The following is a 24,682-nucleotide window of genomic DNA, read 5'->3' as shown; positions in this document are numbered from 1 at the left end:
CGCTAATTCCGTGGCGGGCCCGCCCTGCTGTTCCCTACTGTTCCCCCGTGACCAAGAACTACGATCGCCGCGCGTTCGCTCTCGCCTACCTCCAGGCTCAGCCGGACTACGCGGACCGGTTCATCGATGACAAGGCCGAATCCGACGCCCTGCACACTCACCGGAAGCAGGTGCTAAAGGGGCTGGAGTCGCTCTTCGGTCTCGAACTGACCTTCGAGGGTGTCTCCGACAGGACCGATGGTTCGGTCCTGTTCATGATGTTCACCAGCGCGGCCCGGAACCATCTGGCGATCCAGCCATCGGGCATTCTCGAAGGCGGCTTGCTCGTCAAGGTACTGGAGCGGGCAGGCCAGGACGAGCCGGTGCTCAAGTCGATGGGACGAAGCCTCGACCTGCGAAACCAACTGCTGGAGTCGTACGTCGACACGATGGAACCGCTGGTCGGCATCCTTCTCGGGGAGCGGGCGGACGCGGTGTTCACTTCGGCGGATCTTCGTGGGATCGGAGTGGACGACACGGAGCCGCGGCCCTAGTGAGTGACGAGGACGGCGACCACGTTCCCAATGTCGCATTTGAGTCGCTGAGCGTCTCAGATGCGACATTGGGAACACCAGCCGTAGGGAGACCTCACACGATGCCGCCGTTGGCGCGGAGGACCTGGCCGTTGACCCAGCGGGCCGGACCGGCGAGGAACGAGACGACTTCGGCGATGTCGGACGGGGTGCCGAGGCGTTCGAGTGGCGGCTGCGCGGCCATGCTCGCGATGGTTTCCTCGTCCTTGCCGTCGAGGAACAGCGCCGTGGCCGTCGGGCCGGGGGCGACCGCGTTCACGGTGATGTCGCGGCCGCGCAGTTCGCGGGCGAGGACCAGGGTGATCGCCTCGACCGCGCCCTTGGTGGCGGCGTAGGCGGCGTACCCCGGCAGAGCGAGGCCGAGCACGGACGTGGAGAAGTTGATGATCGCGCCGCCGTCACGGACGCGGCGGGCGGCCTGCTGATCGACCACGAAGGTGCCGCGGATGTTGGTGCGGTGCAACCGGTCCAGCCGGTCGAGATCCAGTTCGGCCACCGGTGCGAGATACATGGTCCCGGCCGCGTGGACCACGACGTCGATCCCGCCGAAGGTCTTCTCCGCGGTGTCGAACACGGCCGCGACGGCGTGCTCGTCGGCGACGTCGGCCTGAGCCGCGATCGCCTGACCGCCCTTGGCGCCGATCGCGTCGACCGCGGCCTGCGCCTCGTCCTTGTTGCCGCCGTAAACGACGACGACCGCGAATCCGTCGGCGGCCAGTCGCTCGGCGGATTCCCTGCCGATTCCCCGCGACCCGCCGGTGACGATCGCTACGCGTGTCATGAGGTGCTCCCATCAGGTGTTTCCGTTGATAACGCTCTCAACGTATCACCGATACCGAAGCAGCGCTACCCGGCAGGTGTTATCGTTGATACATGAGCTTGACGACGAAAGACCGGTTGGTCCGGGCGGCGGCGGAGCTTCTGTTGGAGGGCGGCCGCGAAGCGTTGTCGACGCGCGCGGTCAGCGCGGCCGCCGGAGTGCAGGCGCCGACCCTCTACCGGACCTTCGGCGACAAGGAGGGCCTTCTCGACGCTGTCGCCACGTATGGCTTCCAGAGCTATCTATGCGAGAAGCACGGCCTCGGCGAGACCGACGACCCGGTGCTCGACCTTCGGCGCGGCTGGGACCTGCACGTCGAGTTCGGCCTGTCCCAGCCAGCCTTCTACATGCTCATGTACGGCGAGCCCCGCGTCCGCGAAGCGCGTCAAGAGGCGGACGCGATGCTCCGCCTGATCGTCGAACGCATCGCCGAGGCGGGCAGGCTGCGCGTACCCGTCGAACAAGCCGCGCAACTGGTCCACGCGACCGGGATGGGCGTGATCCTCTCGCTCCTCGCGAGCCCGCCGGAGCAGCGCGATCCGGGCCTGATCACCGCCGCGCGCGAACACGTCATCGCGACCATCACCACTGACACCACCGACGAAGCTTCGGACATCCCGAGCCGCGCGATCGCGCTCAAGGCCGCGCTGGAGAAGGAACCCGGGGACGCGCTGACCCCGGCCGAGCACGCGATGCTCGCCGAATGGCTCGACCGCATCGCGCGGTGAACTACCGGCCCGCCGCTCTCGCCGCAGCGACCGCCTGCCCGGCGTAGGACCGTCCGAAGAGGACGGTGTGCACGAGCAGCGGGAACAGCTGGTGCGCCCCGATCCGGTCGGTCCAGCCATCGGCGAGCGGGTTGACCTCCTGGTAGGCGGCCAGTACGCGGTCGAGCAGCGGGCAGCCGAACAACTGCAGCATGGCGAGATCGGTCTCGCGATGGCCGCCGTGCGCGGCGGGGTCGATGATCGAGGCTTCGACGGCACCCCACAGCACGTTGCCGTTCCACAGATCACCGTGCAGCCGGGCGGGAGGTTCCGCCGGTCCGGCCACCTCCGGAAGGCGCGCACAGGCCTGCTCGATGACAACGGCCTCGGCAGCGTCCAGCGTGCCCTCGTCGACAGCGCGGCGGACATACGGCAGCACCCGATGCTCGGCGTACCACTCCGGCCAGTCCTCCCCCTGCGCGTTCTCCATCGGGGCCAAGCCGATCCACGCGTCGACAGGCCCCTCCGGCGGCGCCGCGCCGAACGCGGGCGCACCGGCCGCGTGCAACGCCGCCAGTCCCCGCCCCAGCCGCTCCGCCGCGTGGTGCGTCGGGCGGCCGCCACCGACCAGTTCGGTCACCAGCCATTCGCCGTCGAACCCGCGGATCTCGGGCACCCGGACGGCACCTGCTTCACCCAGCCATCTCAGCCCCGCCGCCTCCGCGGAAGTCGCGTTCCGCGCGTGGCCCCGTTTGACGACCACGGTGTCACCGCTGTCCAGCACCACTTCGGTGACGGCGCCCGAGAGACCCCTCTGCTCGACAACGGCTCGTCCAGTGATCCTCGTGGCCGCCTCGGCAGGCGACGAAACCTGGGTCATACCCGCAACCTACCTCCGCCGATCGAGTGAACGCTCGTTGTCTAGAGTGATCGCCGGGGGAAATCCACGCGCTTTCACTTTCGAGGGGGGATCGGTCGTGCCCACACGTCCGAGAGTTCGTCACGCCGTCGTCGCCACGGTGCTCGGCGCCGCGCTGGTCGGCTGCACGCCGCCGACGAACACCGGCCAGGCCAGGACCGCCGCCACGACGTCCGGGGAGACGTCCGCCAGTGCCCCGCCGACGACGACGGAGAAGCCGTACCTGACCACCACGCCCACGCTGGAGGTCACCGGCGACGCGGTCAAACCGGGCACGAAGCTGAAGTTCGGCGAGCAGGCGATCATCCCGATCTACAGTGACTACGCGAAGGGCTTCGTCGGGCTGACGGTCACCGTCGAATCGGTGAAGGCGTCCGACGCGGACATCAACGCCCTGCCGCTCAAGGACGAGGACAAGGCCAAACTCCGCGGCAAGCACTTCTTCTTCGTCCGCGAGAAGCTGACGAACGTCGACGGCACGAACCTGGCCAGGGTGGCCGCGCCGATCCTGAGCGCGAGGACCAAGAGCGGCGGCTGGCCGGGCTCTCTGCTGGGGGTGGGGGCTTCCGAAGTCACCGGCTGCAAGGGCGGCAGCATCGCGCCGCACGACTTCTCGGTCAAGGGAGCGGTCTTCGAGGCCTGCCGTCTGCACTTCGGCGTCCCGTCGGACCCGATCGCCTCGCTCGCGTACACGTCCAAGCCTTACGAGACCGCCGATTCACGCGCCGTGACCTGGCGGAACAAATAACCCGGCCGGTTTGCCGACCTCGGTCGGGCTGCAGCCGGTCAGGGCCCTGAACTCCCGGACGAGATGCGCCTGATCGCTGTAGCCGCCCAAGTGCGCGACCTCCGCCCATCCGAGGGACGACGCCCGGTTCAGCAGCGCCATCACGCGGTTGAGCCGGGTGATCCGCCCGATGGTCTTGGGGTTCAACCCGATCTGTGCACGGAACCGGGCATTGAGGTGCTGCCGGCTCCAGCTGATCGCGTCCGCGAGGGCGTCGACGCGGACCGGTGCGGCCGAAAGCCGGTCCCAGGCGTACCGAACAGGTGCGGAGAGTTCCGGACCGCGTGCGAGTTTCTCCATCAGGTACTCGTCGAGCAACCGGAACCGCTCCGGCCAGTCCTCCGCCTCCGCGAGCCGCTCGGTCAGGAGCCCGGACGCCATCAGATCGGACGCCGCGATCACCGAATTCGTCAGCTCCCGCAGCGGAATCCCGAACAATCCGTACGCGCCGAGCGGGGTCAGGGCGACGGCGATACCTTGCGAAGCACCGGTCTGCTCCGCGAGGAGCGGCCGATCTCGCAACCCCAGTACGGGCGATTCCGGCATCGCACGTTCCGGCGCTTCGAGGTCGATCACCCAGATGAGCACCGAGAGCGGAGTGACCCGCCAGGAGTTCGGCCCCGCGTCGGGAAGATCGTGCGCGACGTAACTCGAGACATGGGCGGCGAGGCTGGGATGCGGCAGCCGGAGCACCCGCTCTCCCGGCGCGCGGACGATGTCCCGCCGCGGAACCACGAGACTCCACCCGCCCATGCCGCCATCTTACTTTCGTTCAAGACCGGAAACGTGGCTCTGCCTAGCGTTCCTCGCATGACGAAAATCGGGAAATTCAGAGATCCGGCGGCGGAACGGCGCTACTTCGCCGCCTACGACCGCGCCATGGCCGAGTGCCCTGAGCCGAGCGCCATGTTCGACGTCGAGACGCGCCATGGCACCACCCGGGTCTACCGCTACGGCGGCGAAGACCCGCCGATCGCCCTGTTGCCCGGGCTCATGGCGACCTCGGCCTGTTACGCGGCCTTGATCCCCGCCTTGGCCGAACGGCACGCGGTCTACGCGATCGACACCCTCGGCGAGGCGGGCCGGAGCGTGCAAACCGCTCCGTTCAAGGACATCCGTGACCGGGCGAGCGCGCTCGACGACGTCTTCGAGCGCCTCGGGCTGACCTCGGTGCACCTCGTGGGTGGTTCGACCGGCGGCTGGCACGCGGTCAACCAGGCGATCCACGCGCCCGGCAGGCTCGCGTCCCTCGGCTTGCTGGACGCGACCACCGTCTCGGCGCCGTTCGCCCGGAAGGTGTTCTGGTACGGCATGCCCGCGGCCGTACTCGACAGTGAACGCCTGTGGCGGCGGTTCCTGACGTGGTCCGCGGGAGAGGACATCTTCGACCAGCCCGCCGCCCGGCTGGTGCTCGCCGGGATTCGGTCGTACCGCGCACGGGTGCCGTTCCAGGTTTGCCCGGACGAGCAGGACTTGAGGTCCATCCAGGTACCCACGCTCGCCCTGTTCGGCGGGCGTAGCGCCGTGCACGATCCGGCCGCCGCCGCGGCACGACTCGAAAGCCTGCTCCCCCGGGCCGACGTCGAAATCCTGCCCGGCGCCGGGCACTACCTCTACCTCCGGCCGGAGGATCGCGACCTGGTCATCGAGCGAGTCCTCGAGTGGGTCGCTCAGGCGGCCTTGGCGCCGGAGTGACCGCGTGCCGCCTCCAGGCTGGCCCGGCACGCGGCGATCAGCCGGGCCGAAGCGGCGCTTTCGCCGTGGCCGCACCGAGGGCAGGACATCTTGACGTCGCCGGACAGCTCGTCGACGGAGACGATCAGCGTGGTCGCACACGAGCGGCACCAGCGGTGCCGGGTGATCGGATTGACGTGCATCGGGGAGGCGACGCACTCGTGGATCCAGCGGCCGTGCACGTGGCAGGTCAGCCTGTCGTCCGGGGACAGGCGGCCGAGGTCTTCCGCGTCGTCCTCCAGCGCCAGCAGAACCGGCAGGGTACGGCGCACCGGGTTCAGCCGCGTGGTCGAGGCCAGTGTCGTGGTGGTCATCGCTTTCTCCTTCCGGCTCCTTTATCAGGACGTCGAACGGAGAACGCCAGATACGACACGGCCAGTGGCCTTTCTTCCGGAGCTCTCCCCCTGCCGGGTGAATTGATCTTGGTCGAACCCAAACCGTTACCCCATTCGGGTTAACCGCGCGTATCTTTCGGATCATGACGGCCCCGCTCGTTCCACTGTCCACATCAGACAGTCGCGGCCCCGGCTACCTGCTGCTTCCGCCCGCGGGGGGAACTCTCCAGGCGTTCGGCCCACTCGCCGCCACGGCAGGCGCGGACGTCTGGGGCGTCGAATATCCCGGACACGGGGAACGGCCCTCGGAAACGCCGGCGTCCTCTGTCGAAGAACTCGCCACGCTCTTGACCGATGCGACGTCCGAAGACTGGTTCTCCCGCACCGTGACGATCGGTTTCGGGATGGGCGCCTTCGTCGCGTTGGAAACGGCGCAACGGCTGGGCGTCGCCCCGCGCGCGCTGATCGTCGTGGACGCGTGCGCCCCGCAACGACGTTCGCCGGACAAGGACGCCAAGGCGGGCGCGTCGGCCATGGGACGGGTGTTCGGCCGCACCGGGCTCACCCCGGTCGCGGGCTACCGCGATTCACCCGAAGGCTGGGAGTACGCGCTGGACCTGCTGCTCGGCGACCTCCAGCTGGTGAACGCCTACCGCGGGCCCGTCAGGACACGGCTCTCGTGCCCGCTCGCGGCGATTCGCGGCACCGACGATCCCGCGTTCGCTGCGGGCGACGACGCCACGGGCGGCTGGCGGGTGTGGACCTCCGGGCCGTTCGTGGGCCGCGTCGTCCCCGGCGGGCATCTCGGCGTTCTCGAATCCGGCCGGGAGGCCGAGTTCTGGGCCCGGATCCGACGGCTGGAGGCGGCCTTCCTCGACGTCCAACCGGAAGTCGCGTAGGCGAGGTGACGTACACCGGTGACGTCGTCCGACGGTCGCCGCGCCCTGGGCCGGACCCTTAATTTCGATCCCGTACCAGGCGTTTCGCGGGAGGGATCAGGATGCTCAGCAGGAGAAGGTTCGCGCAGGCCGTCGTCGCCGCGACGGCGGGAGCCACGGTCGCGAGTTGCTCGTCCCGGCCCGCGGCGGCACCGGTGGCGGCGCCTGTCACGACCGTCGGGAACACCTCGTTCGGCCCGCTCAAGCAGATCGACGCCGGAGAATTGAGCATCGGGTACGCCGAGGCCGGCCCCGCCGACGGTCCGGCGGTGGTCCTCCTGCACGGCTGGCCCTACGACATCCACAGCTACGTCGACGTCACCCCGCGCCTGGTCGCGGCCGGGTACCGGGTGATCGTGCCGTTCCTCCGGGGCTACGGGCCGACGCGGTTCCTGTCGAAGGACACCTTCCGCAACGGCCAGCAGTCCGCGATCGCCGCCGACATCGTCGCGCTGCTGGACGCGCTGAAAATCCAGAAAGCCGTCTTCGGCGGCTTCGACTGGGGCGCCCGGACGGCCGTGATCATCGCCGCGCTGTGGCCCGAGCGCTGCAAGGCACTCGTCTCGGTGAGCGGCTACCTCGTCACCAACCGGGAGACGAACAGGCAGCCGCTCTCCCCCAGCGCGGAACTAGGTTGGTGGTACCAATATTACTTCGCAACCGAGCGCGGCATCCTCGGCTACGAGAAGAACCGCCACGACTTCAACAAGCTGATCTGGAAGATCGCGTCGCCGAAGTGGACCTTCGACGACGCGACCTACGACCGCTCGGCGGCCTGTTTCGACAATCCGGACCACGTGGCCATCGTGATCCACAACTACCGCTGGCGGCTCAGCCTCGCCGACGGCGACCCGAAACTCGATGCCCTCGAACAGAAACTCGCGCAGGGCCCGGCGGTCTCGGTCCCCACGATCACGATCGGCAGCGATTTCGACGGCCCGAACACCGACGGCAAGGCCTACCGATCGAAGTTCTCCGGCAAGTACGAGCACCGCGTCCTGAACGGGATCGGCCACAACGTGCCGCAAGAGGCGCCGGAGGAGTTCGCCAAGGCCGTCATCGACGTCGGCCGGTTCTAGCGCGCCCCGGTGAGGTGTTCGAGTGCCAGCTGGGACAGGCGGATGAAGCCGTAACCGCGTTCCGCCGCCTTGTCCGGGTCGAAGTCCTCGAACGCCGACCGGTCCGCCAGCAGATCCGCGGCGGTCTCACCCTCGTTGAGCGTCGGTTTCGCCAGCTCGGGGACGAGAGCGGCATCCAGCGCGGCCCGAACCTCGGGATCGGCACGGAAGGCGCGGGAGCGTTCGGCGAACAGCAGGTAGCTGGCCATGTTGGCCTCGGCGCTGGCCCAGACGCCGTCCATGTTCTCCGTGCGCAGCGGCTTGTAGTCGAAGTGGCGCGGCCCGTCGTAACCGCCGTGCTCCAGCAGGTCCACCAGGAAGAACGACGACAGCACGTCGCCGTGGCCGAAGACGAGATCCTGGTCGAACCGCGGGCCGCGCTGGCCGTTGAGGTCGATGTGGAACAGCTTTCCCTGCCACAGGGCCTGCCCGATGCCGTGGACGATGTTGAGCCCGGCCATCTGCTCGTGCCCGACCTCCGGGTTCACGCCGACGATCTCGTGGTTGTCCAGCGTGGAGATGAACGCGAGCGCGTGCCCGACGGTCGGCAGCAGGATGTCCCCACGCGGCTCGTTCGGCTTCGGTTCGAGCGCGAGCCGAAGGCCGTAACCCTGGTCGATGACGTACTGGGCGAGGAAGTCGATGCCCTCGCGGTACCGGTCCATCGCCGCGCGGACGTCCTTCGCGGCATCGGTCTCGCTGCCCTCACGGCCGCCCCAGAGCACGAACGTCGACGCGCCGAGTTCGGCGGCGAGGTCGAGGTTCCGAAGCACCTTCCGCAGCGCGTAGCGGCGGACTTCACGGTCGTTGCTCGTCAGACCGCCGTCCTTGAAAACGGGGTGGCTGAACAGGTTCGTGGTCACCATCGGGACGACGAGGCCGGTTTCGGCCAGCGCGGCCCGGAATCGCTTCAGGTGCCTCGCCCGCTCGGCGTCGTCCGAGCCGAACGGGATGAGGTCGTCGTCGTGGAAGGTGATGCCCCAGGCGCCGAGGTCCGAGAGGCGGTGCACGGCCTCGACCGGGTCGAGCGGTCCCCGGCTCGCCGGGCCGAACATGTCGTTCGCCTGCCAGCCGACGGTCCACAGTCCGAAGCTGAACTTGTCCGCACGCGTCGGTGCCTGAACCATCACGCCTCCCATTAGTTTGATGCCTGAACTTATCGACGCCATCCCGGCGGGTCAAGGCTTTCGTTCAGGCATCGAACGAATACAATCGCGCGATGATCGGCACGCGTCCTGCTGGACAGCACACCGTGCGGCAGCACAACGCCGCACTCGTTCTCGGTGCGATCGCGGACGGCCCCGGCGCCTCGCGGGCAGGACTCGCCGCCGCCACCGGTCTCACGAAGGCCACCGTGTCGAGCGTGGTCGACCGCCTGATCGCGGCCGACCTCGTGGCCGAAGGCGAGCCGGAACGCCGCGTCGGCCCGGGACGGCGCGGCACGGTCGTGTCGCTCTCCCCCACCGGGCCGCACGGGCTCGGCATCGAGATCGGCGTCGACTACCTGGCGTCCTGCCTGGTGGATCTGAACGGGACGGTCCGGTTCGAGGAGGTCCGGTACGCGGACAACCGGACTCCGCGTGTCTTCCAGCGCGTGTCGGCGTTCCTGCGCAAGGCACGGAAGCGGGCGGAAGCGCTCGGCGTGCCCGTCGGCGGGGTGGGCATCGCGGTTCCGGGCCTGGTCGAATCCGGTGTCGTGCGGCTGGCCCCCAACCTGGGCTGGCGCGACGTCGACCTCGCGGACCGGCTCGGCGAGACCTTCACCGTCGCCAACGAAGCCAACTTCGCCGCGCTCGCCGAACTCTGGCACGGCACCGCGTTGCCGGATTTCGTCCACGTGTCGGGCGAGATCGGGATCGGCGCGGGAATCGTGCTGGACCGGGCGTTGTTCGAGGGCGTCCGCGGCGCGGGCGGCGAGATCGGCCACCTGCCGGTGGCGCCCGACGGCCCGCCTTGTTCCTGCGGCGCGAACGGCTGTCTGGAACGGATGGCCGGGCAGGAGGAGATCCTGCGGCTGGCGGGCGCCGGCACGGTGGACGACTTGATCTCCGCGCTGGAATCGGACGACGCCGCGGCGATCTCCGCGGTCACCACCGCCGCGGGTCATCTCGGCGTCGGACTGTCCACCGTGGTCAATCTGATGGACGTCCCGGCGGTGGTGCTAGGCGGGACCTACGCGCGACTGGAGCCGTGGCTGCGTGAGCCACTTCTCGCCGAGCTCGAGCGCCGCGTACCCAGCACGGCGTGGTCGCCGGTGCGGGTCGTCCGCTCGGCGCTCGGCACGGGAGCCGCCGTACGAGGTGCGGCCGGCTCGGTCATCCGCGGCGTCCTCGCGGATCCCGAGCACCATCTCACGACTCACTGGCCATCCGATCAGGACGCTCAGGGCCGGTGACCCCGGGCAGCAACGGTTCGATCGCCTGCGCCCGCTGCTCGATGTCGGGCCGCTGGGCTCGCCGCGCGTAGTCGATGAGGGCCTCGCGGTCCTCCCGCAGAAGCCACCCCTGCTCGCTTCCGGTCTCCAGCCTCACGAGGTGCTGCACCAGTTCGGCGGACTCGGCGCCGAAATCCCGCATACGGCGCGTGAGCAGTTCCGCCGCACCGAGGTAGCCGTTGTTCCAAGCGTGGACGGCGAGCAACTGCGCCGTCGCGGCGAGGATGTCGCCGAGGTGGAACCCGCCCTCCGCGGCGAGATGCCCGGCGAGCCGGAAACTGCGTCTGCCCTCGCCGACCGGACCCTCCTCGCGAATCGCTTCGAGCAGCGCCCCGATCTGCCGCGTCAGATAATCCTGACCCGCGCCTTCCACCGTCACCGCAGTCCTCCACCCAGTCGCCGAGATCGTAGGAAGGTGTCAATGGGGAGTACTTCAGATACATCGAATGCCGAACCGTTATCACCCGAATGGGGTGTGCGGCCGTGCCTCTCGGTCAACAGGGTGCCACGGCTCCCGTCTCGCCCGCGGGGCACCAACCCGGATGCTGACGTAACCACTGGTCTCGCTCCCGCTCGACGTCGCGCTGAGTCATCCCGCGCGCGGCGTTGACGCAGCCGCCGGTCTGGCACTTGGTGACGATCGCCGTAGTGGCTTCCGTGCTCGACCGCAAGGGACAGCACACGCGCCACGATTCCTCCGCCTCCGCCATCGAACCCGCCTGTATTCGGCGGGTGGGCGGAGAGCGTTACAGAGTCCCGGGGCGACGCGTGCGTGACGTCGCCCCGGGACTCACTGGCGCGGCAAGGGTCAGCTGGTGGTGGCGGTGTTGATCGCCCGTGCGTACGCGGCGGCCGTGCCTTGCGCCGAACACTTCTTGATGTCGTCGTACAACCACATGAAGCCACCGGGGATGCCCGCGGACGACTTCCACGACCTCATCCGGCTCTCCACCTGCGCGGGCGAGTTCCCCGCGGTGCAGCCGGAACCGTTCCTGCTCCACAGCCCCGGATCCACCGGCATGCCGAGCGACTGCGACCACGTCGCCGGATTGTTGCCACTGCCGCCCGCGTACGCCTGGAGGTACACGCGATCGACCAGGCCGCCGAGTCCGTTCTTCACGCCCTGCCAGTACGAGACCGCGGTGTACGGCGCGAGCGTGAAGTTGCGGTAGCCCATGGCGTTCGCCATCCGGGCGAACGTGACGGTGGAGTCGACGTCGTAGTGCGATTCGTCGTCGTTGTTGATCGCGTCGGCGCCGGTGGCGTTCTTCAGCGCCAGGAAGTTGCGGTACAGAATGGTCCCGCTGCCGGTGCCGTCGCGCGTGATCAGGTTGTCGATGGCCTCCCAGTCCGGCGTGCCCCAGGCGCCGACCGAGACCTCGATGCGGTTGACCGACGTCGGTGCCTGCTTCAGCGTCCGCAGCCTCGCCGGCCATCCGGCGTCGCCGACGTAGCGGCCGCCCGCGACCACGAGGTGGTCGTTGTAGTACAGGTCCCCGTTGTCGTGGACGTGGATGCTCCACAGGATGACCGTGGTGAACCCCGACGAGCGCAGGGTGTCCATGACGCCCTGTCCGTCCTGATAGAACGGTCCCCCGCCGTAGATCGCGGAGCGTCCGGCCGCGGCGGGTGCCGCCTGGGCCTCGGCGGCGCTCGGTTGACTCGTCTGGACGATCGCCGCGGCGGCCGCGAAGGCCACCATCGCCCGCACCCAGGTCCACCTCATCAGGTCAGCTCCCTTCGGCCTGTTCCGGAGGGTATGAGATTTTCCAACGGCGGAGCCAGGTTTGTTCGGAGATCTGTCCGGTGGAATAGGCCGTTCAGCGCATGCCACCGCTCGTTCGGTGGCCGAAGTACGTGAAGGCCCCCTTCCTTGCGCCTAGGTACATGAAGGGGTCCTTCACGTACTGCCATCGAGCGCAAGGACCGCATTCAGAGGACTAAACGCGGGGGGCGGCGCCCTGCTGTTCCTCGAAGATCAGCCAGGTCCGGGTCGACCGCACGCCGTCCAGCGCCTGCAGGCGTTCCAGGACGACGTCCCGCAGTGACGCGTTGTCCGGCGTCCGTACCAGCAGCAGGATGTCGAAGTCACCGCCGACCAGCGACACGTGCTCGACGTACGGGATCTCCCGCAACTCGGCCGACATCGTGCGCCACGACGTCTGCTCGACGGTGATCAGGATGTACGCGCTCGTCCCGAGTCCGGCCCGCCGCGGATCGATCCTCGCGCCGAAGCCGGTGATGACGCCTTCGGACATCAGGCGATCGAGGCGAGCGTAGGCGTTGGTGCGCGAGATGTGCAGCCGCTCCGCCAGAGCGCGGACGGCGAGCCTGCCGTCCACGGACAGTTCGTTGAGGATCTCGCGGTCGATGTCGTCGAGGGCAAGGACCGTTCGTCCCGGATCCGGCCCGTGAGCCACGCCACTTGTGGACGGTTGGCGAGACTGAACCGATTCTGCGGACAGTTTGTCGCTCATTTCGCCTGCCTCTTGAACACCAAGACTCCGGAAACCACCATTTCAGCATCATATGTCTGCGAAAGGTGGTGCTGCGTCATGTCGCGGGAGACTCTTGCCGCCGCGTTGCTGCCGTCACCGGTCCCGGTGCGGTTCCTCGCCGAGGACGGCACGCGCGTCGACGAGCACGGCGGCTACACCGCGCCGCCGTCCGATCGGCTCGTCGAGGCCTACCGGCTGATGGTGCTCGGCCGCCGGTTCGACGTCCAGGCGACCGCGCTGACCAAGCAAGGCCGCCTCGCGGTCTATCCGTCGAGCGCCGGCCAGGAGGCCTGCCAGGTCGCGAGCGCGCTGGCCCTCACCGACGCCGACTGGCTCTTCCCCACCTACCGTGACTCGGTCGCGCTGGTCGCCCGCGGGCTCGAGCCGGGCGAGATCCTGACGCTGCTCCGCGGTGACGCGCACTGCGGCTACGACCCCACCGAAACCCGGGTCGCTCCCCAGTGCACGCCGCTGGCCACCCAGACCCTCCACGCCGCCGGGCTCGCGCACGCGATGCGGCGCCGCGGCGAGGAGGCCGTCGCGTTCGCGCTCATCGGCGACGGCGCCACCAGTGAAGGCGACTTCCACGAGGCGCTCAACTTCGCGGCCGTGTTCAAGGCGCCCGTGGTGTTCTTCGTGCAGAACAACGGGTTCGCGATCTCGGTGCCGTTCGAGAAGCAGAGCGCCGCGCCCGCGCTGGCCTACAAGGGCGTCGGCTACGGCGTCCGTTCCGAACAGGTCGACGGCAACGACGCCGTCGCGGTCCTTTCGGTGCTGGACGACGCCGTCGCGCACGCGCGGGCCGGTCGCGGGCCGGTGCTGGTCGAGGCGCACACCTACCGGATCGACGCGCACACCAACGCCGACGACGCGACGCGCTACCGCGACCCGGCCGAGGTCGAGAAGTGGCGCGCGGCCGACCCGGTCCGGCGCCTCGAGACCTACCTGACCAACGAAAACCTGCTGTCCGGCGACGACATCGAACGATTCCGGGCCGAGGCGGAGACCTTCGCGGCCGGGGTGCGCGACACGTTGAACGCGGACGTGGAGCCGGATCCGTTGTCGTTGTTAGAGCACGTGTACGCCGTTCCGACCCGTCAGCTGGCCGCTCAGCGGGCGCTGGTCGCGGCCGAACTGGAAGCCGTGGAGGGCTGATGACCGAGATCTCGATGGCCCAGGCGCTCAACGCCGCCTTGCGTGACGCGGTCAAGGACGACGATCGCGTGCTGATCTTCGGCGAGGACGTCGGCCCGCTCGGCGGCGTCTTCCGGGTGACCGACGGCATCACCGCCGACTTCGGCGAGGAACGCTGTTTCGACACCCCGCTGGCGGAGTCCGGCATCGTCGGCTTCGCGGTCGGGATGGCGATGGGCGGGTTCCGCCCGGTGGTCGAAATGCAGTTCGACGCCTTCGCCTACCCCGCTTTCGAGCAGATCACCTCGCACGTCGCGAAACTGCGGAACCGCACCCGCGGCGCGCTGTCGCTGCCGATGGTCATCCGGATTCCTTACGCGGGCGGGATCGGCGGCGTCGAGCACCACTGCGATTCGAGCGAGGCCTACTACACCCACACGCCCGGCCTGCGCGTCGTCACGCCCGGCACTCCCCAAGACGCCTACGACCTCTTGCGCGACTCGATCGACTCGCCGGACCCGGTGATCTTCCTCGAGCCCAAGTGCCGCTACTGGGCGAAGGAAACCGTGTCCTTCACCCGCGACGGCGCGGCCATGGACCGCGCGGTCGTGCGCCGCGAAGGCAAGGACGTCACGCTGATCGCGTACGGCCCGATGGTCGCCACCGCGCTGGAGACCGCGGAAGCCGCGAAGGCCGAGGGCTGGGACGTCGAGGTGGTCGACCTCAGGTCCCTGAGCCCGTTCGACGACGAGACCGTCACCGCTTCGGTGCGCCGGACCGGGCGCGCGGTCGTCGTCCACGAGGCCGCCGGGTTCGGCGGTTACGGCGCCGAGGTGGTCGCGCGGGTCACCGAGCAGTGTTTCCACCAGCTGCACGCGCCCGTTCTACGCGTTACGGGACTCGATATCCCTTATCCGCCACCGAAGCTGGAGCGCCATCAGCTTCCGGACGTCGACCGGATCCTGGACACCGTCGCCCGGCTGCAGTGGAACGACGAGCCGGCGGTGGCCGGTGCCTGACTTCCTGCTCCCCGACCTCGGCGAGGGACTGACCGAAGGCACCATCGTCACCTGGCTCGTCGCGGAGGGCGACACCGTCGGCGTCGACCAGCCCGTCGTCGAGGTGGAGACCGCGAAGGCCGCGGTCGAGGTGCCGGTGCCGTTCGCTGGCGTCGTCACCCGCCTCCACGGCGAACCCGGCCAGTCGCTGCCGGTCGGCGCTCCCCTGCTCACCATCGGCCCCGGGTTCGCCGAACCCGGAGTGACGACGGCGAGCGAGGGCAGTGGCAACGTCCTCATCGGTTACGGCACGACCACCACGACGAGGCGCCGCCGGACGCGCACTGTCGTGACCGCTCCCGTGAAGCCGTCCAAGGCGCCGGGCGTGATCTCGCCGTTCGTCCGCAAGATGGCCGCCGACAACAAGATCGACCTGACGAAGCTGACCGGTAGCGGTCCGGGCGGCATCATCCGGCGGGCCGACGTCGAAGAGGCACTCACCGTCCCCGCGCAAAAGGACGGCGAGAAGCGGATCCCGCTGACCGGGGTCCGCAAGGCCGTCGCCGACAAGCTGACGACCTCGCGGCGCCAGATTCCCGAGGCGACGGTCTGGGTCGACGTCGACGCGACGGAACTCGTCGCCGCGCGGAAGTCGCTCAACGCCTCGGCACCCGACCGCCCGGTGAGCCTCCTCGGCCTCGTCGCCCGGTTCGCCGTGGCTGGTTTGCGGAAATACCCCGAGCTGAACTCGCGTGTCGAGGGCGACGAAATCGTCCAGCTGCGGGACATCAACCTCGGTTTCGCGGCGCAGACGGACCGTGGTCTAGTCGTGCCGGTCGTCCGCGACTCGGGTTCACTGTCCACAAGGGAGCTTTCCGCGGCGATCGGCGATCGGACCGCCCAAGCCCGTGAAGGGAAACTCGGCCCGGCCGGTCTCACCGGCGGGACGTTCACGGTGAACAACTACGGCGTGTTCGGGGTGGACGGCTCGGCCGCGATCATCAACCATCCGGAGGCGGCCATCCTCGGCATCGGCCGGATCATCGACCGCGCCTGGGTCGTCGACGGCGCGTTGGTGGCACGGAAGGTCTGCGAACTCACGCTGGCGTTCGACCACCGGGTGTGCGACGGCGGGACGGCTGGCGGCTTCCTGCGGTTCGTCGCCGACTGCGTCGAGTCGCCGGTCACCGCGCTCGGGGATCTCTGAGCGGGTCGCACAACTCCCGGTTGTGGAGGGTCAACGACCCGTTGTTCGACTTCGGCGCCCCGGCTTGCTTTGATCTCGCGAGTGGGTGGGAGATCGCTGGGGCGACGGTTCGGCTGGCTTTGGGCGGCGTACGCGGCGAGCGCGTTCGGTACGAGGTTCGCGTTCGACGCGTTCAGCCTCATCGCCATCGTGGCGCTGGGCGCGGGCGCCACCGAGGTGTCGCTGCTGGCGGCCGCCGGTCTCGTCGTGGGCGCCGTCGTCGCGCTTCCGCTCGGCCCCTGGGTCGAGTTCCGCCGGAAACGGCCGGTGATGATCGCGATGGACCTGGTCCGCTGCGCGGCGCTGCTGACCGTCCCGGTGGCGTACGCGCTCGGGATGCTCGGCTTCGGTCAGCTGGTCGCCGTGTCGGTCGTCGTCGCCGCGGCCGACATCACCTTCCTGGCCGCGAGCGGGGCGTTCCTGAAAACGCTGCTGCCCAAGGAAGATCTGCTCGTCGCGAACGCCAGGTTCGAATCCACCACCTGGACCGCGACCGTACTCGGCCCGCCGCTCGGCGGGTTCGCCGTCGGCCTGTTCGGGCCGGTGATCACGATCGCCGCCGACGCGGTCAGCTACCTGCTCTCGGCGGTGGGGATCCGCGCGGTCGGCGGCTCGGAGCCGCCACCCGCGAAGCCGGAAGGCCCCCGGCTGAGCGGCCGGGACCTGCGGGAAGGCTGGCGGTTCATCCTCACCCATCCGCTGCTGCGGCCCCTGTTCGTCAACACGATCGTGGTCAACGGCCTGATCATGGCGACCGCGCCCCTGTTCGCCGTCCTGATGCTCGGGCAACTCGGCTTCGCCCCGTGGGAGTACGCGGTGGCCTTCGCCGTGCCTTGTCTCGGCGGACTGATCGGATCGAGGCTCTCCCGGAGTCTGGTCGCGCGGTACGGCCGGGACCGGGTCCTGTTCACCGCGGGCTGGCTGCGCGTCTGCTGGCCCGTCGGGCTGGTGTTCATCCATCCGGGGGTCTCGGGGCTGATCCTGGTCATCGTCGTCGAGTTCTGCCTGATCACCTGCATCGGCGTGTTCAACCCGGTGCTGGCCACGAGCAGGCTCGAACAGGTGCCCCTCGACCGCGCGGCGCGCACCCTGTCGGCCTGGTCGATCGCCGGCAAGCTCACCACCGCCTCCCTGACCGCGTTATGGGGCCTGCTCGCTGCGTTCACCGGCCCGCGTGCCGCTGTCGGCATCGCCGGGGCGCTCATGCTCGCGACGCCGCTCCTGCTCCCCCGAAAACGTCGGACCGCTGTGCCAGTATCGGCGAATGGCGATCAAGAGAGTGGTTTCCGATCTGGAGATCACGTCGATGGAAGAGACGAAGGCCTTCTACGTTCAGGTACTCGGCTTCGAGGTGGTGATGGACCACGGATGGATCGTGACGCTGGCCGACCCGGATCGGCCGGAGGTGCAGCTGAGTCTCATGACCCATGACGAAACCGCGCCCGTCGTCCCGGTCGCCTCGATCGAGGTCGACGACGTGGACGCGAGTTACGCGGCGGCCAAGGCGTCCGGCGCGGAGATCGTGCACGAGCTGACCGACGAGCCGTGGGGCGTCCGCCGGTTCTTCGTCCGCGATCCCGGCGGTCACGTGGTCAACGTGCTGTCCCATCGCTGAGGCCGTTCGGCCCAGCTCGCTGGGCCCGATGGCGGGTTTCATCAAAATTTCATGACGCATCCCTAGCGTTCGAACACGCACCGTAGTCGAACGAGAGGGACGATGACCGTGAAGAAACTCAGGGGGGTCCTGGCCGCGGCCGCGCTGGCCACCGGGCTGATCGGCGCCACCGCGCCGGCGGCCCAGGCCGACGCGGCCGACCAGGCGCGCTATTACATCCTCATCGGCGGCACCTGCGACGGCGCCGCGACCGTCTACAACGACGCCTGGTTGCGGGGCGGGATCCGCAAGGTGGTCCACTACCCGGCCGGGGCCGCCGGCGCGCCCAACTGCGACCAGACGCCGATGGACCAGAGCGTCGCGCGCGGGCACGAAGAAGCCCGGCGTGTCGTCCAAAGCTCCTTCGACGAGAACCCCGGCGCCGAGTTCACCGTCGTCGGCTACTCGCAGGGCGCGCTGGTCGCGAACCTGGTGCTGAACGACATCGCCGACGGGAAACTGGCCGTGGACAAGTCGCGGTTCCGGGCGAAGATCTTCGCCGACCCGATGCAGCCGGTCGGTCCTCCGGGACGCGGGATCAGCGCGGTGCTCCCGGCGGGCACCGGGGCGCCGTCGCCGTTCGGCGGCTACGTGTCCTTCGGGCCGGGCCGCACCGATTTCGGCGGTATCCCGTTCATCCGCTACTGCATCGAGACCGACGGTGTCTGCCACTTCGACACCTTCGAGGCGCCTGGCGGGTACTTCGCCCAGCACCTTTGTTACCAGTGGGCCCGTCCCACCGATCACCGCTCGATCATGGAGGACACGATCGCGGACGGCGTGTACACCAACGGTTCGCACGCGCTGCCGCGGCAGAACTGCCGTCCGCCGCATCCCGCGCCGTGACCCGGTGAAGACTGCTGCCGCCCGGCGCCCGATAGCCGGGTGACAGCCGATCGAGCGATGGCCCGCCCACAGTGTCGTGAGCGGGCCATCGCCAGTCACTTGCAGAACGCGGTGTCCACAGTGGCCATCACGGCCTTGGAGCCCTTCTCGGGTTCGCCGAAGGTCCCCGGCATCGCGGTCACGGCGAGACCGACGGTGCGGCCGTCTTCCGTGGCGCCGCCACGGGTTTCGAACCCGTCGATGTCCCCGCCGTGCCCCCAGTACACCCCGCCGCAGCTGAGCGGGTTACTCATCAGGCCGAGTCCGTATTTCGTCCCGGGGAACAGGGGCGCGTCCACCGTCTTGCGCATTTCGGCCAGCTGCGCGGCGGGCACCAGCTTGCCTTCGAGCAGGACGCGGAAGAGCTTGCCGAGGTCGCTGGGGGTCGAGATCAGCTGACCGGCCGCCCCCGCCCAGGACGGATCCATCTCGGTCGCGTCGATCACCTTGCCGGTGGCGACATTTCCGGTGGCATACCCCTGTGGGTGCCGCCCCTGGATGGTCTGGTCGCCGACCTGCGGCCAGTAGGTGTTCTCGAGGCCTGCCTTCTTGATCACGCGTTCGGTGATCTGTTCCTGGATCGGACGTCCGGTCACCTTTTCGACGACCATGCCCGCCAGCAGGTAGCCCGTGTTGCTGTACTCCCATTTGGTGCCCGGCTGGAATTTCGCCGGATGACTCAGCGCCGCGGCCAGCAGTTCGTGGTTCGGGAAGTACCGGTGCTGCACCTGTTCGAAGTCACGCAACCCGAGGTGTTCGGTGTAGTTCGGCAGCCCACTGGTGTGCTGCAACAGCTGCCGGATGGTGATCTTGGTGGCGTCGATGCCTTCGCCACGCACGATTCCGGGAAGGTACTTTTCGATCGGCGCGTCCAGTTCCACCTTGCCCTCGGCCACCAGCTGCAGGACGACGACCGCGGTGAACGTCTTGGTGTTGCTGCCCGCCCGGACGGTGCCGTCGCGAGGGACCGGGACCTGGCGGTCGATCCGCGAGGACCCCGCCACCAGCGACGTCGTGCGTCCTCGGCCGGTCACGTAGGCCAGCGCGGCCGGGAACTTCTCCTGACGTACCAACGAGTCGAGGCCTTTCTGCAGCTCAGAACCCTTGGCCGGGGCCGCATCCGCCGCCGTGGTCCAGGCGGCCCCCATCAGCCCCGCCACCGTCAGGACCACAACACCCTTGCGTAACGTCATTCGCACTCCTTCATCGACCGGATCCACACCGATGACACTGGCCGAATCGGGCATGAAGATCAGGAGGGCAGGCTGCCGGATCAGGGGTGGCGCTGGCGCTACCCCTATTAGTAGGGAACTTTTTTCCGACCAGAATTCGTCCCACCATTGTCCGGGCGGGACACGGCTGGTTAAGGTCAGTTCGGTAAGTGGACTAGACCACCCGAGGCCGGGAGGCGACGATGCCCCTCGACGAACAGCAGACCTGGGCGATGCTGCGAGAGCTGGACGAACCCGGCCACTGGGAAGTGCCGCACGACTTCGACGGGCCTGCCGCGCGCGCCCGATTCGAGCGGCTGGCCGAGCAACTCGGGCGGGCATTCGACTGCGTCTGCGAAGTCGATCGTCATGTCCAGGACGCCAGCCATCTCGGCAGGATCGAGATCCCGGCGAGCGCGACGCCCGCGCCGGACCACCTGACGGTCACGATCAGCAATTTCGGCGGCCTGGCCGCGGTGACCCTGGGAAATCCGGGCAGTTACGACGAGGACGAGGAATTCGAGTTCTTCCCGGCGCGGGATCGAAAACGGGTCGAAGACGAGCTGGAAGCACTCGGCTACCTGCCCGTCTCCGAACATCCGCTGTGGACCAAGTACACCGGGATCAGCGGCTTCGACGCCCTCTACCCGCCGGACCGGCCGCCGTCGTGGTGGGACCGGTTCTTCGACTACCTCTAGGCGTTGCTCGGCGCGAGCGCGGCGGCGAGTTCCGCCGCGTTCGGCACGCTGACGAGCACCTCGTCGAAGGGGAGCCCGGCGACCGCGCGATCGACCTCGACCCGCAGCGCCGGCACGCCCCTGCGGACCGACACCAGCTGACGAACGCCCGTCCCCAGCCCCCAGTAACCCACCTTCAGCACGCCGCTGACCAGCACCCCGGCCCGTCCCCCGCGCGCTCGCCCCACCGGCTCTTCGACGCGCTCGACGGCCTTGATCGCCGCCAGCGGGACGACCACTTTTTCGCGCCATACGGCCAACCGCTCCCAGGCCGAGAACCTCACTCGCACTCCGCCCTCGGCGATGTCCATCTTCGCCATCACGACCACCTTCCACCGGTAGCTAGCTGATCTAGTTGTTATAGCAAGTGTATAGCAGATATCCTGGGCGGGTGTTGCTGACTCTCGACCTCGACAGCGAGGTGCCGATCTACCAGCAGATCCGCGACCGGATCGTCGAAGCCGTCGCCGACGGCGTGCTGGTCGAGGGCACCAGCCTGCCCTCGACCCGGCAACTCGGCGCCGACCTCGGGATCAACTTCCACACCGTCAACAAGGCCTACGACCTGCTGCGGACGCAGGGATTCATCCGGATCAACCGCAAGACCGGCGCCGTCGTCCGGCGGGACGCGGCCTCCGGACCGGCGGAAGACGGCTACGCGGACGAGTGGCAGGAGCGGCTGCGCACCCTGCTCGCCGAGGCCGTCGCGCTCGGCCTGGGTCCGCGCGAGGTGACGGGCCGGTGCGAGACCGTGCTGGACTCCTTCGCGGTGAGCACGCGGCGATGACCAGCCCGATTTGGCTGAACCTGGCCCTGATCGCGTTCACCGCGGCCGTCTTCCGGTCGGCGCCCGCGCTGGCGCGCCCGACGCTCCCATTCGGCGTCCGGATCCCGGCCGGGCGCACCGGAGAACCCGTCATCGTCCTCGTTCGCCGCCGCTACAACCAGGGAATCGTGGCGGCGGCCCTCCTCGCCATCGCGGCGGTGCTCTTCGCCTGGCTCGCGCCGGACGTCGTCCTGATCGGTCTCGTCGTGGCCTGTTCGCTGCTCGGCGCGCTGGCGCATCGTTCGATCGTCGCCGCGAAACGGGAAGGCGCCTGGTACGCCGGGACACGGCAGGCCGTCGCCGCCGACACCTCATTGCGGTCGGACCCCGTCCGTCCACAGTGGATCCTCCTGGTGCCGGCGGGGTTGCTGGCCATCGTCACGGCGGCCATCGGCCTGTTCCAGGACACGGCGGCCTTCTCGACGGTGTTCGCGCAGGTCCTGACCGTCGTGCTGATCTCGCTCCTGGCGGTCGCGATCCCCCGTGCCCGCCCCGAGATCGACGCCGCGCGGCCGTCGGTTTCGGCGTCGCGGTATCGGGAGTACCTGCACGGCGTCCTCAGCCTGCTGCTGGTCTCCGCCGGTTGCGTCAACGCGACCCTGCTCGTGGTTTCGCTCCAGCTGTGGGAGGTCGTCGAAACGAGCGTGCCGGTCACGATCGTGGCCTACCTCCCCCTCGTCGCCGCTTTCGTCGCGTGGCTCGCCTTCTCCGTCCGGGCGGGCGACGCCGGGTACCGGCTGTCGCCCACCGGCGACGAAGCGGAGACCCCGTACGAGCAACGCGACGACGACCGCTTCTGGCACGCGGCCGGAATGGTCTACCTGAACCGGAACGACCCGGCGCTGCTGGTGCACCGGCGGGTCGGGACCTACTGGACGCTCAACCTGGGGCATCCGATCGCCTGGCTGGTCCTCGCCGCGGTCGCCGTGGCCGGGGTACTCGCCGGAACCGGTGTCGTGACCCTCCCGGCCAAGGGTGCTTGACGGTATTCTGGTCGCGGGTGAAGGACGATGGCCGTCGTGCCGGATTTCGTGGGGAGGCAGGCGCTCGACGCCTGGCTGACCGGGCATGACGCGGGCTTGACGCTGCAAGGCCCCGATCCCGACAGCCCTCACCCCCTCCTGAACGGCCTGGTCGCCGCGCAGGTACCCGCGCCGGGAACGCGGCTGCCGCGGTGGGGTGTGGTGACCGTCTGGATCACCGGCGGCGGAGACCCCGCAGGTGTCCGCGAGCCCCGCCGTCCGCTGCCGAACCTGCTCGAAGACCAGTCGGAGGGCTGATCACCGGGTGTGATCAGAGGAGCCCGGGCCGCTCGTTACCCTGAGGCAATGACGTCGCACAAGACCCCTCAAACCATGAAGCCCGCGACAGCGGCGAAGAAGCTGGGTGTGTACCTCGAAGCCACTCCGGCCGAGTTCCAGGAGGGTGTCGTCTCCCGCGACGAACTGAACGCGCTGCAGGCCGAACCGCCCGAGTGGCTGCGGGACCTGCGCCGCAACGGGCCGCACCCGCGTCCGGTCATCGCGGCCAAGCTGGGCATCTCCATCAGCGGCCTGGCGCGAGGCGGGATCACCGGCGCGCTCACCACCGAACAGATCGACGCGGTCAAGACCGAAGACCCCGACTGGCTGAAGCGGGAGCGCGAGACCCAGGCCGAGGTCCGCAAGGAAGAGGCCCGGGTGAAGGCCACCCGCACCGAAAGCTAGCCCCGGCGGCGAGGCTTTCCGCGCTTCCCGCCCTGGGGAGCACCGCGCTGCCCGCCCTGCGGCTTCCGGCCGCCGGGCTGGGGGCGCTTGCTCTTCGGCGGGGCGTTCTTCTTCTCCTGAGCCTTCTCCTGGACCTGCTTCTCCGGCGCCTGCTGCCGTCCCCGGGTGCTGTTGACGGTCCGGCCGCGGACGATCCCGATGAACTGCTCCATCAGATCGGTGGTCTCGTCCTCCGGCCAGGACAGCGCGACACCGGACTCCGGCGCTCCGGAGATCGGACGGAAGGTCAGATCACGGCGGTGGTGCAGCCGCGCGAGGGACTGCGGGACGAGCAGGAGCCCGACACCGGCGGCGACCAGTTCGATGGCGTCCGCCGTGGTGGCCGGGCGCTCCAGCGCGGGTTTCCCGGGCGGCCGGTCCCAGTCCAGCGTGTCGTCGAGCGGATGCAGGACGACGTCGTCGGCGATGTCGTCGACGGAGACCTCGTCCGCGGCGGCGACCAGGTGATCCTTGGGGACGACCACCACGGTCGTCTCGGTGTAGAGCGGGATCGCGTGCAGGCCCTCACGATCGATCGGGAGCCTCAGCAGGACGGCGTCCACGTCGCGAGCACGGACCAGCGCGGCGGCGTCGGCGGCCGCCGTCTGGACGAGCTCCAGTGGGACGCCGGGCGACCGCTCGTTCCAGATCCGGACCCACTTCGAGGGCGTCACACCGGGGACGTACGCGAGTTTGAAGGGGGCGGGGGTGTCCGGGCCGGTCATGGGGGCAAGGTTACCGGGAGTATCGAGAGAGGAAGCCGGGGACCAGCGGTCACCTGAGTCCTTCGGCCCTAGAGCGACAAATGATTCTGGGGTCTTTCAGCCTGTTCTCGCTGATCGAGGTAACCGTCGTCATAGCGGGCGCGACGAGTGATCGAGTGCGTCCGCGGGGGGCACCCCCGGAGCCACCCGGACCGGCAGTGCGGCGCTGACCAGCGCACCTACCATCACCACCACCGATCCCGCCGTCGCCGCGTCGGTGAGTTCCGCGGCGGAGGCCGCCCGCGGGTCCGTTTCACGTTCGTTCGCCGAATCGGCCAGCCGGTCGTCGGCTGCTTCGGAAGCCGCGCAGAAGTCGTCCGAGGCCGAGTCGGCTCGCCGGGAAGCGGAAAGGGCGGCCGCACGGAAGATCACCTACAGCGTGACCACCACCGGGGCGGGCATCTCGTCCGTCACGTACCTGAAGCCCGGTTTCAACATCTCCCAGGAAACGGACGTGAAAGGCAAGAAGTGGTCGAAGACCATCGAGTCCGACGAGTCCACCTTGGGCGTCAACATGAACGCGCAGAACGCGGGCGGGGGCAGACCGAGCTGGTGTCCCCAATGCCTCATTTGGGTCGCTGAGCGTCTCGAATGAGGCATTGGGGCCACTGACCTGCGAG

At 69.1% G+C, this 24,682-nt stretch carries 31 protein-coding genes; 19 read left to right on the top strand and 12 right to left on the bottom strand.

What is annotated here, in order from left to right; translation table 11 throughout:
• Positions 1-47: 47 nt before the first annotated feature.
• Entirely contained in the window at positions 48-533 is a 486-nt protein-coding gene (locus ACLJRM_RS17670) for a hypothetical protein (protein WP_410601091.1), read from the top strand.
• A gap of 94 nt (positions 534-627) precedes the next feature.
• Here the strand turns inward: ACLJRM_RS17670 and ACLJRM_RS17665 are convergent, their stop codons facing one another.
• The gene (locus ACLJRM_RS17665) at positions 628-1,353 is read right to left on the bottom strand and encodes an SDR family oxidoreductase (RefSeq protein ID WP_410601090.1); all 726 of its coding nucleotides are present in this window, start codon (positions 1,351-1,353) and stop codon (positions 628-630) included.
• A 92-nt stretch (positions 1,354-1,445) separates the two neighbouring features.
• On the opposite strand from ACLJRM_RS17665, the gene ACLJRM_RS17660 reads away from it, so the two are divergent.
• Positions 1,446-2,120, top strand: coding sequence for a TetR/AcrR family transcriptional regulator (locus ACLJRM_RS17660; protein WP_101608059.1), 675 nt, complete (start codon positions 1,446-1,448; stop codon positions 2,118-2,120).
• Position 2,121: 1 nt separating this feature from the next.
• On the opposite strand, the gene ACLJRM_RS17655 is transcribed toward ACLJRM_RS17660, so the two are convergent.
• Entirely contained in the window at positions 2,122-2,979 is an 858-nt protein-coding gene (locus ACLJRM_RS17655; protein WP_101608060.1) for a fructosamine kinase family protein, read from the bottom strand.
• Positions 2,980-3,076: 97 nt separating this feature from the next.
• Between ACLJRM_RS17655 and ACLJRM_RS17650 the strand changes: the two genes are divergently transcribed.
• Entirely contained in the window at positions 3,077-3,766 is a 690-nt protein-coding gene (locus tag ACLJRM_RS17650; protein WP_410663627.1) for a hypothetical protein, read from the top strand.
• Here ACLJRM_RS17650 and ACLJRM_RS17645 read toward each other — a convergent pair.
• Entirely contained in the window at positions 3,737-4,558 is an 822-nt protein-coding gene (locus ACLJRM_RS17645; protein WP_410663626.1) for a helix-turn-helix domain-containing protein, read from the bottom strand. The genes ACLJRM_RS17650 and ACLJRM_RS17645 overlap by 30 nt on opposite strands.
• A 57-nt stretch (positions 4,559-4,615) precedes the next feature.
• Between ACLJRM_RS17645 and ACLJRM_RS17640 the strand changes: the two genes are divergently transcribed.
• A complete protein-coding gene (locus ACLJRM_RS17640; RefSeq protein ID WP_410663625.1) occupies positions 4,616-5,500 on the top strand; it encodes an alpha/beta fold hydrolase in 885 nt (294 codons plus the stop codon).
• Here ACLJRM_RS17640 and ACLJRM_RS17635 read toward each other — a convergent pair.
• Positions 5,476-5,853, bottom strand: coding sequence for a hypothetical protein (locus tag ACLJRM_RS17635; RefSeq protein ID WP_410663624.1), 378 nt, complete (start codon positions 5,851-5,853; stop codon positions 5,476-5,478). The genes ACLJRM_RS17640 and ACLJRM_RS17635 overlap by 25 nt on opposite strands.
• A 164-nt stretch (positions 5,854-6,017) precedes the next feature.
• Between ACLJRM_RS17635 and ACLJRM_RS17630 the strand changes: the two genes are divergently transcribed.
• Positions 6,018-6,773, top strand: a complete 756-nt coding sequence (locus tag ACLJRM_RS17630) for a thioesterase II family protein (RefSeq protein WP_410663623.1) — start codon at positions 6,018-6,020, stop codon at positions 6,771-6,773.
• A gap of 101 nt (positions 6,774-6,874) precedes the next feature.
• Complete coding sequence (locus tag ACLJRM_RS17625) at positions 6,875-7,891, top strand: alpha/beta fold hydrolase (protein WP_410663622.1); 1,017 nt, start codon at positions 6,875-6,877, stop codon at positions 7,889-7,891.
• On the opposite strand, the gene xylA is transcribed toward ACLJRM_RS17625, so the two are convergent.
• Positions 7,888-9,057 carry a xylose isomerase gene (xylA, locus tag ACLJRM_RS17620; protein WP_410663621.1) on the bottom strand — a complete coding sequence of 390 codons (1,170 nt, stop codon included), beginning with the start codon at positions 9,055-9,057 and terminating at the stop codon, positions 7,888-7,890. The genes ACLJRM_RS17625 and xylA overlap by 4 nt on opposite strands.
• Positions 9,058-9,149: 92 nt before the next feature.
• On the opposite strand from xylA, the gene ACLJRM_RS17615 reads away from it, so the two are divergent.
• Positions 9,150-10,325 (top strand): ROK family transcriptional regulator, encoded by a 1,176-nt coding sequence (locus ACLJRM_RS17615; protein WP_101608068.1) that lies wholly within the window; start codon positions 9,150-9,152, stop codon positions 10,323-10,325.
• On the opposite strand, the gene ACLJRM_RS17610 is transcribed toward ACLJRM_RS17615, so the two are convergent.
• The 3 genes from ACLJRM_RS17610 to ACLJRM_RS17600 all read right to left on the bottom strand — a co-directional run bounded on the left by ACLJRM_RS17610 (position 10,282) and on the right by ACLJRM_RS17600 (position 12,784).
• The gene (locus tag ACLJRM_RS17610) at positions 10,282-10,743 is read right to left on the bottom strand and encodes a hypothetical protein (RefSeq protein WP_410601080.1); all 462 of its coding nucleotides are present in this window, start codon (positions 10,741-10,743) and stop codon (positions 10,282-10,284) included. The genes ACLJRM_RS17615 and ACLJRM_RS17610 overlap by 44 nt on opposite strands.
• Positions 10,744-11,172: 429 nt before the next feature.
• Positions 11,173-12,090 carry a lysyl endopeptidase gene (locus ACLJRM_RS17605; protein WP_410663620.1) on the bottom strand — a complete coding sequence of 306 codons (918 nt, stop codon included), beginning with the start codon at positions 12,088-12,090 and terminating at the stop codon, positions 11,173-11,175.
• A gap of 214 nt (positions 12,091-12,304) precedes the next feature.
• Positions 12,305-12,784, bottom strand: coding sequence for an Lrp/AsnC family transcriptional regulator (locus tag ACLJRM_RS17600; RefSeq protein ID WP_410663619.1), 480 nt, complete (start codon positions 12,782-12,784; stop codon positions 12,305-12,307).
• Positions 12,785-12,919: 135 nt separating this feature from the next.
• On the opposite strand from ACLJRM_RS17600, the gene pdhA reads away from it, so the two are divergent.
• The 6 genes from pdhA (at position 12,920) to ACLJRM_RS17570 (ending at position 18,740) form a co-directional block, all read left to right on the top strand.
• Positions 12,920-14,017: a pyruvate dehydrogenase (acetyl-transferring) E1 component subunit alpha gene (pdhA, locus tag ACLJRM_RS17595; RefSeq protein WP_410663618.1), complete on the top strand. Its 1,098-nt coding sequence runs from the start codon at positions 12,920-12,922 to the stop codon at positions 14,015-14,017.
• Positions 14,017-15,015 (top strand): alpha-ketoacid dehydrogenase subunit beta, encoded by a 999-nt coding sequence (locus ACLJRM_RS17590; RefSeq protein ID WP_101608073.1) that lies wholly within the window; start codon positions 14,017-14,019, stop codon positions 15,013-15,015. The genes pdhA and ACLJRM_RS17590 overlap by 1 nt, the downstream gene beginning before the upstream one ends.
• Complete coding sequence (locus ACLJRM_RS17585) at positions 15,008-16,201, top strand: dihydrolipoamide acetyltransferase family protein (protein WP_101608074.1); 1,194 nt, start codon at positions 15,008-15,010, stop codon at positions 16,199-16,201. The genes ACLJRM_RS17590 and ACLJRM_RS17585 overlap by 8 nt, the downstream gene beginning before the upstream one ends.
• 81 nt (positions 16,202-16,282) lie before the next feature.
• Entirely contained in the window at positions 16,283-17,671 is a 1,389-nt protein-coding gene (locus tag ACLJRM_RS17580) for an MFS transporter (protein ID WP_410663617.1), read from the top strand.
• Entirely contained in the window at positions 17,598-17,855 is a 258-nt protein-coding gene (locus ACLJRM_RS17575; protein ID WP_146044350.1) for a VOC family protein, read from the top strand. Before ACLJRM_RS17580 ends, ACLJRM_RS17575 begins: the two co-directional genes overlap by 74 nt.
• Positions 17,856-17,957: 102 nt before the next feature.
• On the top strand, positions 17,958-18,740 hold the full coding sequence (locus ACLJRM_RS17570; protein ID WP_101608077.1) for a PE-PPE domain-containing protein: 783 nt from the start codon (positions 17,958-17,960) through the stop codon (positions 18,738-18,740).
• A gap of 95 nt (positions 18,741-18,835) precedes the next feature.
• Here ACLJRM_RS17570 and ACLJRM_RS17565 read toward each other — a convergent pair whose 3' ends face one another.
• Complete coding sequence (locus ACLJRM_RS17565) at positions 18,836-19,972, bottom strand: serine hydrolase domain-containing protein (RefSeq protein WP_410663616.1); 1,137 nt, start codon at positions 19,970-19,972, stop codon at positions 18,836-18,838.
• 221 nt (positions 19,973-20,193) lie between these two features.
• Between ACLJRM_RS17565 and ACLJRM_RS17560 the strand changes: the two genes are divergently transcribed.
• A complete protein-coding gene (locus ACLJRM_RS17560; RefSeq protein WP_101608079.1) occupies positions 20,194-20,688 on the top strand; it encodes a hypothetical protein in 495 nt (164 codons plus the stop codon).
• On the opposite strand, the gene ACLJRM_RS17555 is transcribed toward ACLJRM_RS17560, so the two are convergent.
• Positions 20,685-21,047 carry a hypothetical protein gene (locus tag ACLJRM_RS17555; RefSeq protein ID WP_101613211.1) on the bottom strand — a complete coding sequence of 121 codons (363 nt, stop codon included), beginning with the start codon at positions 21,045-21,047 and terminating at the stop codon, positions 20,685-20,687. The two genes, ACLJRM_RS17560 and ACLJRM_RS17555, sit on opposite strands and share 4 nt — an antisense overlap.
• A gap of 71 nt (positions 21,048-21,118) precedes the next feature.
• On the opposite strand from ACLJRM_RS17555, the gene ACLJRM_RS17550 reads away from it, so the two are divergent.
• The 4 genes from ACLJRM_RS17550 (at position 21,119) to ACLJRM_RS17535 (ending at position 23,259) form a co-directional block, all read left to right on the top strand.
• Positions 21,119-21,514, top strand: a complete 396-nt coding sequence (locus tag ACLJRM_RS17550) for a GntR family transcriptional regulator (protein WP_101608080.1) — start codon at positions 21,119-21,121, stop codon at positions 21,512-21,514.
• Positions 21,511-22,536 carry a DUF1648 domain-containing protein gene (locus tag ACLJRM_RS17545; protein ID WP_410663615.1) on the top strand — a complete coding sequence of 342 codons (1,026 nt, stop codon included), beginning with the start codon at positions 21,511-21,513 and terminating at the stop codon, positions 22,534-22,536. The genes ACLJRM_RS17550 and ACLJRM_RS17545 overlap by 4 nt, the downstream gene beginning before the upstream one ends.
• Positions 22,537-22,572: 36 nt before the next feature.
• Positions 22,573-22,833, top strand: a complete 261-nt coding sequence (locus ACLJRM_RS17540; protein ID WP_199192999.1) for a PASTA domain-containing protein — start codon at positions 22,573-22,575, stop codon at positions 22,831-22,833.
• A gap of 75 nt (positions 22,834-22,908) precedes the next feature.
• Positions 22,909-23,259, top strand: coding sequence for a DUF5997 family protein (locus ACLJRM_RS17535; RefSeq protein ID WP_101608083.1), 351 nt, complete (start codon positions 22,909-22,911; stop codon positions 23,257-23,259).
• Here the strand turns inward: ACLJRM_RS17535 and ACLJRM_RS17530 are convergent.
• Entirely contained in the window at positions 23,256-24,023 is a 768-nt protein-coding gene (locus ACLJRM_RS17530; protein ID WP_410663614.1) for a LysR family substrate-binding domain-containing protein, read from the bottom strand. The two genes, ACLJRM_RS17535 and ACLJRM_RS17530, sit on opposite strands and share 4 nt — an antisense overlap.
• A 129-nt stretch (positions 24,024-24,152) precedes the next feature.
• Positions 24,153-24,434 (bottom strand): hypothetical protein, encoded by a 282-nt coding sequence (locus ACLJRM_RS17525; protein WP_410663613.1) that lies wholly within the window; start codon positions 24,432-24,434, stop codon positions 24,153-24,155.
• A 7-nt stretch (positions 24,435-24,441) separates the two neighbouring features.
• On the opposite strand from ACLJRM_RS17525, the gene ACLJRM_RS17520 reads away from it, so the two are divergent.
• The gene (locus tag ACLJRM_RS17520; protein WP_410663612.1) at positions 24,442-24,657 is read left to right on the top strand and encodes a hypothetical protein; all 216 of its coding nucleotides are present in this window, start codon (positions 24,442-24,444) and stop codon (positions 24,655-24,657) included.
• Positions 24,658-24,682: the final 25 nt, after the last annotated feature.

This window comes from Amycolatopsis sp. lyj-84 (assembly GCF_046549075.1).
Classification (GTDB): Bacteria; Actinomycetota; Actinomycetes; order Mycobacteriales; family Pseudonocardiaceae; genus Amycolatopsis.
This window is presented reverse-complemented; position numbering and strand designations above follow the sequence as displayed.